The sequence below is a fragment of the Domibacillus mangrovi genome (genome assembly GCF_001906925.1).
GTDB lineage: Bacteria > Bacillota > Bacilli > Bacillales > Domibacillaceae > Domibacillus > Domibacillus mangrovi.
On record NZ_MRWQ01000006.1, the window covers coordinates 236971 to 250993 of the forward strand.

General features: G+C 39.0%; 12 protein-coding genes. 1 reads left to right on the top strand and 11 read right to left on the bottom strand.

Annotation, left to right across the window (positions count from 1 at the left end; all coding sequences use genetic code 11):
• Window positions 1-17: 17 nt before the first annotated feature.
• From cntE to folE2, 11 genes are all read right to left on the bottom strand, one after another.
• On the bottom strand, window positions 18-1175 hold the full coding sequence (gene cntE / locus BLL40_RS08420) for a staphylopine family metallophore export MFS transporter CntE (protein WP_073711473.1): 1158 nt from the start codon (window positions 1173-1175) through the stop codon (window positions 18-20).
• Between the two features lie 17 nt (window positions 1176-1192).
• Entirely contained in the window at window positions 1193-2023 is an 831-nt protein-coding gene (locus tag BLL40_RS08425) for an ABC transporter ATP-binding protein (protein WP_083566421.1), read from the bottom strand.
• 15 nt (window positions 2024-2038) lie between these two features.
• Window positions 2039-2896, bottom strand: a complete 858-nt coding sequence (locus BLL40_RS08430; RefSeq protein ID WP_073711475.1) for an ABC transporter ATP-binding protein — start codon at window positions 2894-2896, stop codon at window positions 2039-2041.
• Between the two features lie 14 nt (window positions 2897-2910).
• Complete coding sequence (locus BLL40_RS08435) at window positions 2911-3726, bottom strand: ABC transporter permease (RefSeq protein ID WP_073711476.1); 816 nt, start codon at window positions 3724-3726, stop codon at window positions 2911-2913.
• The gene (gene nikB, locus BLL40_RS08440; protein WP_073711477.1) at window positions 3723-4664 is read right to left on the bottom strand and encodes a nickel ABC transporter permease; all 942 of its coding nucleotides are present in this window, start codon (window positions 4662-4664) and stop codon (window positions 3723-3725) included. The genes BLL40_RS08435 and nikB overlap by 4 nt, the downstream gene beginning before the upstream one ends.
• 6 nt (window positions 4665-4670) lie before the next feature.
• Window positions 4671-6284: a nickel ABC transporter substrate-binding protein gene (gene nikA, locus BLL40_RS08445; RefSeq protein WP_073711478.1), complete on the bottom strand. Its 1614-nt coding sequence runs from the start codon at window positions 6282-6284 to the stop codon at window positions 4671-4673.
• A gap of 307 nt (window positions 6285-6591) precedes the next feature.
• Window positions 6592-8208 (bottom strand): nucleoside recognition domain-containing protein, encoded by a 1617-nt coding sequence (locus tag BLL40_RS08450; protein WP_073711479.1) that lies wholly within the window; start codon window positions 8206-8208, stop codon window positions 6592-6594.
• Window positions 8209-8219: 11 nt separating this feature from the next.
• Window positions 8220-9311: an NAD(P)/FAD-dependent oxidoreductase gene (locus BLL40_RS08455; RefSeq protein WP_083566423.1), complete on the bottom strand. Its 1092-nt coding sequence runs from the start codon at window positions 9309-9311 to the stop codon at window positions 8220-8222.
• A gap of 350 nt (window positions 9312-9661) precedes the next feature.
• Entirely contained in the window at window positions 9662-10720 is a 1059-nt protein-coding gene (locus BLL40_RS08460; protein ID WP_073711481.1) for a metal ABC transporter solute-binding protein, Zn/Mn family, read from the bottom strand.
• Window positions 10721-11015: 295 nt separating this feature from the next.
• Window positions 11016-12191 (bottom strand): FAD-dependent oxidoreductase, encoded by a 1176-nt coding sequence (locus BLL40_RS08465; protein WP_073711482.1) that lies wholly within the window; start codon window positions 12189-12191, stop codon window positions 11016-11018.
• Between the two features lie 222 nt (window positions 12192-12413).
• Window positions 12414-13319: a GTP cyclohydrolase FolE2 gene (gene folE2, locus BLL40_RS08470; RefSeq protein WP_083566425.1), complete on the bottom strand. Its 906-nt coding sequence runs from the start codon at window positions 13317-13319 to the stop codon at window positions 12414-12416.
• Window positions 13320-13722: 403 nt separating this feature from the next.
• Between folE2 and rpsN the strand changes: the two genes are divergently transcribed.
• Window positions 13723-13992, top strand: a complete 270-nt coding sequence (gene rpsN, locus BLL40_RS08475) for a 30S ribosomal protein S14 (protein ID WP_073711484.1) — start codon at window positions 13723-13725, stop codon at window positions 13990-13992.
• Window positions 13993-14023 lie beyond the last annotated feature (31 nt).

Sequence of the window (14023 nt, forward strand, 5' to 3'; positions counted from 1 at the left end):
TCTTAAGAGACGGCACCCTAATCCATTACGAGGACATCTGCTTCTTTCCTATTTCCCCAAATGAACACAATGGCAGCCAGACCTATGATTGAACAAATAATAAACATTGTTGAGAAAGAACTCATTTGTATAACAAATCCCATAACAAACCCACCTAGGGCAAAGCCTAAATCATAAGAAGCAAGAAAAACGCCGAGTAAAATATGCTTGCTTTCCTTTGGAATGACAAAAGACATATACGTAATGATCGTTGGATATAGCATCGCTGTAGCCAATCCATTAAAAATAGCTGATACATATATAAAGTGACCTATATAAGGCATGAATGCCAAAAGGATCGTTCCAATAACCGAACTTACTAAAACAATCGACATAAAGGATGGATGCCATTTCCCATCAGAAGGAATCGATTTTCTAAGTAAAAACCGGCTCACCACCACAACAATTGCCTGTAATAATAAATACAATGCGGCATTACCATAGCCCGTTGTTACCATATACAAGGGTAAAAAGGTTGTAATAGCTCCAAAAATACATGCGCCAATCAGCATGACAAGACTAGAAACCATAAGCCCTCTACACCGACATGTATCCTTGAAGGCAGTCATCAGTTCCCGTAACGTAAACATTCCTTTTTCCTGTTTTGTTGCTTTTAATGGAGAGCGGAATACAAATAAAAGTGGTAGAACGGCTAAGGTGCCAATCAAAAGTAATAAATAAAAATGGTCATATTGAGTCCAAAGCAGCAAAGCTAAGGCTGGCCCATATAAGCCAGGCAGCACAGTAGATAAGGAGTACATGGACATTCCTTGTCCTCTATCCTCATCTAACAAAATCGAGGCTAACCCTATTTGCATGGCCATCGAAAAGAATGCTGTCACCACACCTTGAAGGGCACGGACGATATACAGGCTCTCCACTCCTAACCAAACATACAATAACAAAGCTACCGTATGACCTACTAATAGCCATTTCATGATGTTTACCACGCTGTACTTGGCAATCAATTGACCTGCCCAAGGTCGTAATCCCATACATACAAACATGTATAATCCCATCATAATACCAATTTCAGCTTCCTTAAAACCATGCTCTGCTGCCTGTAAAGGGAAAATGACTGTTAATACTGCATTGGCTGTATAGAAAAAAAGAGCCAGTGCATATAATTGAAGCATTTTTATCGAGAGTGGACTTACTTTTTTGATACAATCACTCCTTTCTTCACCGACATATCCTCACTAGCTTGCTGTGGCATAATAGGGAGCTGGGCTTCAAGTAATCTTCTACTTGCAGGATGCGTTAGTTTATCAAAATCCTTAACATCTTCTGCATAATCAACTAATTTTCCCTTATCTAGTACGACTACCTCATCAGCAAACAGTTTTACTGAATGTAAATCATGGCTTATGAAAAGATAAGTTAAGTTCAATTCACGTTGCAATCTTTTTAGTAACTTTAAAATACTAATCTGAACCAGCACATCTAAACTATTAATCACCTCGTCCAAGATGATAACTTTCGGATGAATAGAGATTGCCCGTGCAATCGTGATACGCTGAAGCTGTCCACCACTAAATTGATAAGAATATTTCTCACCATCCTCTGCGGTTAATCCAACTGTCTCTAGCAATCTCTTTACTTCTTCCTTTATTCCTGTAGAGGAGTAATGTAAATGAACACGCATCGGTTCAGCAATCACGTCCCTTATCTTCATACGCGAATTGACAGCACTAAAGCAATCTTGAAAGACAATTTGCATATCTCTGCGTAATTGCTGTCTAGTTTGGTTATTTATATCAAACAAGTCCAATCCTCTAAATAAAATCTGACCACTATCTGGCTTATCAAGCCCGATTAGTAATTTTCCTAAAGTACTCTTACCAGAGCCGCTTTCTCCCACTATAGCAAAACATGAGCCTTCCTTGATTCGAAAGGAAATATTATCCATAGCATTTATACTTCTTTTCTGCCCCCACCCTCTGCTCTCAAAATACTGTTTTGATACGTTTTTAAACTCTATCATAGTTATTCCTCCAGCTTACTGCCTTACCCAATACCCAGGTTTCCATTCTACTAAGGAACCTAGCATTGGTTCTTCATAATGATCTACCAACTGTTCTAAGGTACTATTCTCTTTTTTTACCGCTAGTAAGGCTTGCGTGTATGAATGAAGCGGTTGTTCAAGAACTAAGGAAGCAGGTCCATATTCAACGATCAACCCGCGTCTCATTACGATGAGATCATCAGCTAATTTAGCAATCACTCCCAAATCATGAGAAACAATAAGCATACTAGTGCCAGCTTCTTGCTGATATTCTAATAGCTCATCTAAGATGCGTAGCTGTGTCATCGTGTCTAAAGCCGTTGTTGGTTCATCTGCAACAAGTAACGATGGACGATGAGATACTGCCATGGCAATCATAATTCTTTGTAGCATTCCTCCGCTTAGCTCATGAGGATATTTTTGTAAAATATTTTCTTCAGGTAGCTGATAACGAGAAAGCTGTTCAAGTGCTTTTTGTTTCGCCTCTTTTTTGCTTATGTTTACGTGTGCTTGTATTGTTTCAATAAAGTGGTCTCCTATCGAGAGCATTGGATTGAACATGGCCATGGGATTTTGCATAATAAGAGCAATTTCCTTCCCCCTTAGCTTACGCATCTCCTCCTTGTTTTTAGCAAGCAGAGACTCACCTTGAAATAAAACCTTTCCGGACACTCGACGGCTCTCACGAAACAATTGAAGAATCGTAGTACATATCATTGATTTTCCACTACCACTTTCCCCAACAATACCCACAATTTTTCCTTTTGGAACCTGAAAGCTTATATCCTGAACGACCTGGATTTCTTCTGTGTCACGTTGTACAAATACAGAGAGATTTTTTACTTCTAGCAAAAGAATCAGCCTTTCTATAACGTTTTTGGATCTAGAGCATCACGAACCGCATCTCCAAACCAATTAAAGAGAAGCACAGTTAGCGAGATCATGAAACCAGGAATAAACATTAACATTGGATTGCTTAATAAATACGTTTTGCTATCACTAATCATCATTCCCCACTCAGCCAAAGGAGCGGTCACTCCTAAGCCAAGAAACGATAGTTCAGAGATTAGTAGAATCGTAGAACCTAAACCAATTAATTTAAGTAGGAATATTTGCGGGAAAACAAAAGGTAAAATATGGACTCTCATAATATTAAAGCGAGAAACTCCCGTCACCTGAGCATATTTGACAAACGGAGCTTCTTTAAGACTTAACACCATATTTCGAATCATACGGGCATACCAAACCCAAGAGACGAAGACAATCCCTATAAACATATTGAAAAGTCCACCTCCAAGCGTCCCTACTATAACAAGAGCAAAAATAAAGTTGGGCATGGCTAGTAATATATCACAAACACGCATTAATACAGTATCTATCATTCCACCAACATAACCAGCTACAATACCCACAACAAGACTGATAATTAAGGTAACAATTAAAATCGAAAATGTGGTAAACAAGGATACTCTTGCACCTGCGATGAGTCTTGATAGTACACAGCGTCCTAAATGATCCGTACCTAAAGGATAGGTAGCTGAAAAACCTTGGAGCTTCATGGCCATATTGATTACATGGGGATCGTGAAGCACAAGCCATGGTTCAAATATAGCCACCATAGTAAGTAATGCAACAAGGGAGCTACTGATGATTAAAGGTAAACGCTTGTTTCGCTTTTTCATTTTCCTTCCCCCTTTAAACGAATACGTGGATCAATCATGGCACACATGATATCAGCTACAAAATTTATGGCAATATAAAAGAACCCTATTAGCAATATAAAGCCTTGTAATACAACATAATCTCTGGCGCCCATCGAATCCAAGATATACCTACCGATTCCTGGAATTGTAAATACGATCTCTACAATTACTGCTCCACCTAATAATCCGCCGCACGTCATGGCTAATGATGTTAATAAAGGAGGTAACGTCCCCCTAAACAGATGATGGCGTACTATAACGTTCTCTTTTAAACCGCGAGCTCTAGCATACAATACATATGGCTGCTGCATCTGTTCTATCATACTTGTTCGGATTAACCGAATATAATATGGACTTATCCCCAATGCCAGTGTTAATGAGGGTAATATCAAATGCTGCCATGTTCCCCACCCCATTAGCGGCAAAAGCCCCCATTTTAACGCCACAATGTAAATTAATATAAAGGCTAGCCAAAAACTAGGCATGGAGGCAATCGTGAAAATCGATGTACGTGTAAGTCTATCAAATAGGCTATTTTGCTTTACTGCTGATAAAACACCTATGGTGACACTTAATATAACTACAAATAATAAGGCTGTAGAGGCGATCCCAAAGGTTATCCAAAATCTACTTATGAGTTCTTTCCCTACATCCAGCTTAGAAACAAACGATTTTCCAAAATCAAGTTGAAACACATGCCACATCCAATTGGCATATTGAGAAAGCAGAGGCTGATTAAACCCCTGCTTTTCTCGAATTGCATCCATCGATTCCTTGCTTGCTGGTATTTGATTGATGGCAAAATAAGCTTCAACAGGATCAACTGGAATCACCCTGATTAAGAAAAAAGCAACAAGGGATACACCCCACAGCGCCAAAATCATACTTAATATCCGTCTTACTAGAAATCGTTGCATTTTTTTCTATTCCTCTAATTCAAATAGTGATAGCGGCACTTCGTATTGATGCGGAGTAAACTGTAACCTTTTAACACCGTTATTAGCTACTAAGTAATTAGTACGATAAGAGATTGGAATAAACATCGCTTCATCATGAATACCTTGCAGAATCCCTTCATACAATGCCCGACGTTCATTTTCATCCGTTGAACGAATCACTTTATTAACATTGGCAGTAAATTCAGATGAAATAGCTGTTCCACTTTGTACATATAATCCTAATTGATTCTCGCCAATCATCGTACGAATAAACATATGAGGGTCATATGGCACACCCCATGTATCATTAAAAGTGAGGTTAAATTCACCTGCCCTAACCTTTTGAGTATAGATTTGAGATTCTTCCGCCTTCAGCTGTACATCAATCCCAATTTCACGCCAAGCACTTTGCAAATACTCTAATATTTCTTTATGTACCAGCTCCGTACTGCGATAAGGAATCGTTACTTGTAAGACTTGATTATTTTTCATTCGGAATGGTTGTCCCTCTACCATTTTCCATCCAGCTTGATCAAGTATTTTCTTTGCTTCTTCAAAATTGTTCTCATATTGTCCCACCTTAATATCACTATAAGGGAAACCAGGAGAGAATAAGGATTGTGCCTCCTCCTCCAAACCATTTAATATATGCTCGACGATGGTCTTACGATCCATTGCATATTGCAGAGCTAAACGGACTTCTTTCTCATTCGTTGGAGCAATCGTTGAATTGATGGCCAAAACTCTTGTTGATAACGGACCTGAAATTAGCGTCTGATACGTTCCCTTCTGTTGCAGTGTTTGATACTCAACAGGAGCAAGTTGACCGCTTCCAAATATTAGATCAATATCACCTTTCTCCAAGGCCATAATTCGTGCTTGAGAGTCTGGAATAACCTTAATGATAACTTTTTTAATTTTGGGCTTTTCTCCCCAGTAATTATCATTGCGTGTAAATTCTGCATGACTACCTTTCACATAATCTGTTAAAATCCACGGACCAGACCCAATAGGAGCTTCGATTTCCTCTGCTGTTGAACCACCCTCAGGAAATCCACTGTCTGCCAACATTCTCAACGGACGGATTAGCGTTAATTCTTGTAGAAAAGGATAGTAAGATTCTTTTAAATCTATTTTCACTTTTAGTTCATCGATCACTTCTACTTTATCGATCATACTTACGGCTTCTAGCCAGCTATGTCGTTCCATATTTTGAAGAACGGCTTCTATATTTCGCTTCACATTCTCCGCTGTAAGGGATGAACCATCGGAATACACTACACCTTCACGCAAAGTGAATGTATAACTCTTCCCATCCTCTGAAATCTCCCAATCTGTGGCTAAGGCAGGTTGTATTTCTCCATTATCACCATAGCTTACTAGTGGATCATACAGCAACGCCTGAGCAAACATTTCATTAGGTGCATATAAATGTGGATTTACAGCTCCAATATCCAATGGCCAAGATAATGTCAATGTATCATTAGCCGATGCTTCTTCTTGTTTGCTTGTTTTTTGATTGCTTTTCTGTTCATTACTACAAGCCGCTACCAATAACATAAGTGTAAAAGACAGTACGAGCAACGCTAGTTTTTTCATGCTTATCGAGCCTTCTTTCATCCATTGTTTTTTTCTACGATTTCTTTCAAAGTATTTCTTAAATCGTAATGATTACTATTTTCATTATAAAGTAAATCATATTTTATATAGATTGTAAACAATTAATTTTCCTATTAAACCGAACTATTGTATTTATTATTTTGCCTGGTTTTCTCCAATAATATTGTTTTAAATTCTTATCGATAAGAATTACTATAACTGATAAAAATCACCTCAACTTTTTATGAAAAATTAGTATATTGCTAATCATTTACAATTCACTCCAATTTCATTACAACCTCCTTTTTTAAAATAGCAATAGAGTCGTACTTAGCAAAATGGTAGAGCCGATACTCGTTACAACCTGCTTTCCGGCCAACTCAACGGCTTCCTTCCATGATAATTCCTTTGCGATTTTTAGTAACGTTACAAGGCAGGATGAAAACGTGCTGCATAAATAAACAGCTATTAGAAGCTCTGGCATTGTTAAACTTGCCAGTAATTCTCCACCACCCTCATTTAACAACAAAATGCCATCCTTTCTGAAAATACTTGCCACAAAAGCGGGCGCTGCTGCTTCGGAAAGACCAATTATGTGAAAAATGGGTCCCATCCATTCATGGATTACTCTGAGAATCCCTGCTATTGAAAACAGAGAAGCAATTAAACAAATGACTAGAAAAATGGGCATGGCTTGTAGAATAAATTGTTGGATAACCGGCTTTATTCGGTACCATAACGTACGTCCAGAAGGAAACTGTAAATACGTTTCATGTTTCTTGAAAACAGGGACCAACCTGTTTCTGTTCCATATTCTCACATGAACAAGAGAGAAAAACGCTAATAGGAACAGATAAGGTAAAATAAGCTCTATATGGCCTGCTGCAGCAAAGACAGAAAGAGTCGCTCCCATCTGATAGCTGCAGGCTGAGCCAAATGAAATGACCGATATACAATTTTTACGAGAACAAACATGACAGCTTCTGCTTCCTTGAATGGCGACCACATTACAGCCAAATCCGCTAATAATCGGAACGAGATCATGACCGGTCAGTTTCCATTTTCGCAAAAAAGGATCGAGCGAATCGGTTATTCGATCCTTTAAACCACTTTCGTCTGTTAAAGCAACTATCAAGCTGAATAAAAGGACAATGGGAAACGCCCATACAAAAGAATACATACCTAGCGAAAGAAGCCCGTAATCTCCGACGAGTAAAGTAGATAACCAATTTGGAAATCCGTTGACGAGATTCAAAATGGGGCTTATCATGACCTGTTCCACGACTAACTCAAGATAAGAGGAGAGTCGATAAGAAATAAACACAGGAAGTGCAAATGTACAGAGTAACAGCAAAAGAGAAAAAGCAGGTCCGAGCCATCTATGTTCAAAAAGCGGAACAGGTGCTTGTGTTTCTGTTATCGGGAGGGATTTTAAACGATTTATGTCCATCTCTGATAAAAGGCGTCCATCCACCTTCACCTTATCCACCTCTTCTGCTGAGAGTTCCCGTGCATTAATGAGAACAATAGGAAGAGAATATTGTTCTTTTAAAAAATCTATTGCTTTTTTAGACATCACACCAAGCTTGTCTTCAAAGGTCACAATAATCTTTGCTGGTTTGTTTCCGGGCGGGTAAATAGAAAACAGAAGGGTTATTTCTTTCACAAAATGCGTTCCCCGAACGACATACCATAAAACATTTGCTTTTTCTACCGTTTTTCTTGTATATAAACTGGTGACTAATTCACTCTCTTCACGAATTCCAGGTGTATCTATGTACTGTTGCTGATGTACACTGTACTCATAAACAGAAGAAGTTGATCCGCGAACATTTGAACCATGTACAGGAATGGTTTTTTTAGAAATGGCGGATAAAATACTTGTCTTCCCTGAGGATTCCAACCCTACTAACACAATTTTCATTTTTTCACTCCCTAGCACTCACAGCCTGCTTCACAACAAGTCAGATCATCTAAATACATATTCGATTGTTTATATTCTTCTAATGCCTGTTTATCATAAGAAATGCCATGCTGACGCAGGAGATGTTCTACAAAAACGGCAAATCGCTGGCGAAATTTATAAATAAAGCAGAAAATGGTTTCCCGCTGCCGGAGACTTGGCCCCGTTAAATAAACGGAAGGTACTAAAGTAGATTCATCATACTCATTTACGATTGGCAAGCCGTCTTCCGTCCATTCAAACAGCGAATGAAATTGAGAGGCCCCGCTGTGAAAACCCGTGCAAAGAAGCGGTTCCTGTTTTGTTTCAATAATTGAACCATCTTTTAACGTCACGGTGTAGGCAGAGAGCTTTTTAGAATACTCAATCGAGACAACCGATGAATGAGGATGTTCATGAATGCACTGAGAATCTTCCCCTTTTAAACGGTCTCGAGTAAAAGGAGAAAGAGACCTGCTTGGATCGGCATCAAACGCAAGCCAGTCTTTCCCCGGATGATAAACATCGACTTTCCATCCGTTGGTTGATAGATGAAAAGCAGCATCAGCTGCGCTTTCTCCACCTCCTACAATCATTCGATCCCCTTCAAAATCACTCCAAGATTCCACATCTGCATAGTGAATGCCATGCTGAAAAGGCCGTTTCGGGAATGAGTACTCTCCGCAAGCTACAATAACAGTGTTTACTTTGTAGGCGTTTTGATTAGTTTGAACAATGTATTCATTGCCCTCTTTTCTGATATTTGTGACCTCTGTTTTTTCTAAAACAGGCAACTTAAAATACGCTGCGATCCCTTTTAAATACTGGCCATACATCCTGCCAGTCAGATGCTCAGTTCCCATTGTATAGCCAGGTGAACTATTTGGAAAAACAGCATTTAAATCCAGCAATCCAAATCCATGACCCGTAAAGGAGGGGGTAATAAATCGAGTTTCCTTTGCCCAGTTTAAAAAAGAAGCACCAATCTCCTCTTTTTCAATAATAAGAAACTCTTCCACTCCTAATTTGGTCAGCAATATGCCTACACCGATGCCTGCTACTCCTCCGCCTATGATAGTAATCAATTGAGTCATCCTTTCTTTTTTCTTTATAAAGTAAATAAAATCAGATGATCCTTTAGTGCCCCTGATCAAAAAATAAAATCTGTTTTAATATAAATCGAAATGTTTACGATTTATGGTGCGGTGCCTTTTTGATCTAATGAATCATAAGTAGTACCTCCTGAATAGTGATTAGTTATCCTGCGTATTCTTTCTTTCATTTATCTATTCAAACTTTTCACTATTTTCCAATCAAGTATCGAATCATACACATAAAGTTTTTTGCATTTCTGTCTCCTCGTTACCCTATTCAGGCTACTACATCTAAATTCAATACTTACAGGCCGTTAAGATTCCTTCAACGGCCTTATCATTTAATTTAATGCTTTTTTCAACGTTTCTATATTCCGTTTCATTAAACTGACGTAGTCTTCCTGATTTTTAACCTCTTGATCTGTGATAGACTCTAAATTATGAAGGGTTAATGGCTCAGCTTTAATCTCATTTTTTACAACATCCGTTATTTTAGACGCAACATTTTGCTCGAAAATAACATACTTTACATTCTTTGCATGGGCTTCTTTAATAATCGTTTGCAGCTCCTTTTGTGAGGGCTCGTCGGTTGGAGAAAGACCCGCAATGCTTATTTGTTTTAAACCATAGCGGTCATTCCAATATCCGTATGCCGCATGTGATACAATGATTTCCTTTGTTTTTCCGTTTTGAATGATGTCATTGAATTCTTTATCAAGTTGTTCTAATTCGCTTTTTAATTCTTCAAAATTTCCCTCAAACGCTTCTTTTTGTTCTGGTTTTAACTCAACTAATGCATGTTTAATATTTTCAGCCATTGTAATGGCACGGATTGGGTCTAACCAAATATGCGGATCTAGATCGCCATGATGGTGGTTTTCTTCACCTGCTGTATGATGATGAACATCCTCGTTAGCATGCTCCTCTTCATGATTTTCTTCGCTCGCGTGTTCGTCCGGATGTTCACTATCATCGTGTTCATTTTCATGGCCTTCTTCGCCTTCATGTTCATGGCTACCTTTAATAAACGTGACCCCGTCTGCTGCTTCAATTAATTTTACGTTTTCATTTTTCAAAGCCTCTACGGCTTTATCAATAAACCCTTCCAGACCAGCCCCGGTGTAGATAAAACCGTCTGATTCAGCGATATTCACCATTGTTTTTTGTGACGGCTCAAAGGTATGAGCATCGATGTTAGGCGGATAAATACTTTCTACTTTGACAGAGTCACCGCCAATTTTTTTTGCAAAGTCCTCCAAAGGGAAAATGGTTGTATAAATCGTGAGTTGATCTTTTTCTGCTTGACTCTTCGTATTTTCTGTTGTTTGAGTGCTCCCGCATCCAGATAATAACAAGGCGATTGCGAGTACAGCAGTAAAAAATAAAGCTAATTTTTTCATTGTATTCTCCTCTTTCTATAAAAAGCATGATTTTGACCGTCATGATTGTACTTTAAATACTTCAACCTATCTTCCTGGCTAGTAGTTAGGTGACGGTGATAGCTGGGATTGGATCAGAAAATGTAGTCCGGTCCATCGTCATTTCATCTTTCCAAATCATAATAATTACGATTTATTGATGATAAAATAGCTCTTTTTCTTCCTATCGAGATGTTATCTCATTTCATATTGAAAATAGACATCTTATGGAGAAATCCATTCATTCCAACTATATAGGTAATGAATGAATAACTGATTATAAGCTGCTAACAACCCGTTCCGCTGCTTGACGGGCTCCAGAAATATTACGGGCGATCGGTCCCATTTCAAGCTCTGCTAAAGCTCCGGTTACGTATAGACCTGGTCCCCATTGCAGTGATTTTGAAACGATGGGATATCCGCATTCTGCGCATGGAAGCTCATGTTTTTCAACGATTGGCGTCAGCCACTGCTTTCCTGGCAAAGCCGGCTGAAATCCTGTTGCTAATAAAACCGTGCCCGTTTGGTGAATCAGACGGCCTTGCCCATCCTCTAGCTGAACCTTACCATTTTTTACGAAAGCCTGTTGCACCTGCCCATCCATTATCAGCAACTCATCTTGCCGAACACAGCGCCGTAGCTTTATATACAAATCACGAGGCAAGGATCCTTTGTGGCGGGCTTGTTTAATTTGCTCCCGGCGCGTTTGATAGCAGTCAATTTTTCCGAAAGGAAGCTGATTTTTAGGACCAAGCCAAGCCGGATCACTGTCAAAATCATGCAGGCGATACGGGTGCCGCTTCAGCAGTGTCACTTCACCTGGAAACATAGCAGTCAATTTTAAGGCTAAATGAACGGAAGTGATCCCGCCGCCAATAATGGTAAAAGGGCGTGCCATCTCTTCAAACTTTGGAAGATTATCCTCAAAAATATGGTGTACAGAAGCATGTGCTTCTTTCTTTAATACCTCTGCCCAGTCGGGCCAAACTGGCTGTTCGCTAATGCCAATAGCCAGTACCAGATTCTCTCCTATTAGCTCTTTTCCATCTTGCAGTTCAACACGCCATTTGTTTTCAATTCGCTCGGCAGTTTGAACGCGTCCTTGCACCCATCCTTTTTTTAACTGTAAATCGCCAACCAGGTGATCACAATGCTCATTAAACATGGAGAGAGACGGGCGCTTGAACCTTCCGTAAAAAGCAGCCGATTCATCCGTTGCTTTGTTTTTCACAAAGGCTTGCAAACTAAGCGGATGAACGTCAAGATGATGTACGACCGGCGAACGTAAATAAGGCATAGAAATAAGATTTGTGCACCTTTTCCAATTGGCTAATGGTTCTGCGTGAGGATCCACAATAGCCACCTCGTCAATAGAGGCTTTTTGCTGTTTCCGCAAGAATGAAGCCAGAGTGATCCCTTGGATGCCTCCGCCAACAATGATCCATTTATACATAGGCTCAATCTCCTTTTTAAATCGTAATTATTCTTATTTACAAAAAGGCAAGAAAATGCTCATTTTTTCCGAAAATGACCAGGGACATCAATTGTTGAATGATAGCACTTCAAATAAGTAATGAATCATTAATGGTGAACTGTATTTCAATAAGATTCTGTTACTGAGTTCCCTTCTCTCTCAATTTCCCTTTCCACTTGCAATCTTTACATATGTAAAAGCTTATTTATGCCTTTTGTTGAACGTTACAGAGGCATAAGCATCATGTAGATGAATGGATTCTTCATTGCGGCATTCTACTGTAAAAGATTGAATAAATGGTATTTCGTATAAATCAGCGGCTACAAGACGAACCATATCTTCAACAAAGCGGGGGTTTTCATATGCTTGTTCCGTTACTGTTTTTTCATCAGGACGTTTTAAAATCGGGTAAATCAAGGCACTGGCATTTGACTCGGCAGCATGTAAAAGCAGAGCCTTCCAATCAGATGATTCTTTATACTCATCCAGCAACAATGCCGTCATTTTAATATACCCTCGTTGGTTATGCGCACTGTATTCACTAATTTCTTTGGAACAAGGGCATAAAGTCGTTACAGCACAGGTTAATTCAACCATTCTTTCTGCTATCTTTCCATGCTGATAAGAGACCGAAATTTTGGCGTCCGCATGGTTTAATCCCGCTAGAGAAGAGGCTGGTGCCGTCTGTTCGTAAAACCAAGGGAACGTTACTTCAAGACTTGCATCTCTTTGGCCTAAACGTTCTGCTAATTCTTTTACAAAATCGGAAAGCTGCGAAAAGTCTAACGTGAAACCTTGTCTGCGATATAGCTCCAATTGTTCAGTAAAACGGCTCATATTTGTTCCCTTTACATCACGCGGAATTGTAGACGTTAGAGTAAAAGAAGCGATGGTCGTTTGTGTTAGTGGGTGTAACACTGAAGTAATGGAGACGGGCATTTTAACATTTGTAATCCCAACAGCATCAATTTCAAACAAGAAATCCTCTCTTACATTTTGTAAATCGGGCATCTTTTCTTTTTCACTTGGCTTTGTTTTTATTCCAGGTTCTATGGAACCGAACAGCATTAATCTTTCTTTTTTGGGGGGTAGTTTGAAATTTTCCATGTAGTATACTCCTTTTAAATTCATTTCCTAATAATAAAACGTAATGGTTCCTATTTGCAAGAGTTTTTTGAATATTAAAATCGGCTAACCCATAAAGTTTGTTTTATTTGAGTCGAAAAGCTTTGATGAAATGTAAGCATAATGAACATAACGTCTGTTCACGATCACAAAAAGTCAAAACATGATTGACCCGAGAATCCTACTTAACAAGAATAAACGAAGCAGTTGTGTTTGATGAGGCTGTTTCATTCCTTATGGAACTACTCTTTCGATAAAATCTGATAGCAGTCCATTTTTAGTAAAGGAAGCCTCCTTCCATAATTTTTATTGCCAAAAGAAAAAAGGTATGGTTTAATAACTCTCAAAACGTAATGATTACGATTATTAAAAGGAGCGAATACAATTGGCTAAAAAATCAAAAGTAGTAAAAGAAAAAAAACGGCAAGAGCTTGTGGCGAAATATGCCGAGCTGAGAAAGGAACTAAAAGAAAAAGGAGATTACGAGGCACTAAGAAAGCTCCCAAGAGACTCTGCTCCAACCCGCTTGAAAAATCGCTGTGAAGTTACCGGCAGACCGCGCGGCTATTTGCGCAAATTTAAAATGTCCCGTATTGCTTTTAGGGAATTTGCCCATAAAGGACAACTTCCAGGTGTGAAAAAATCTAGCTGGTAATGGCTGAATAGGTCTATCAAAAATCATGAAA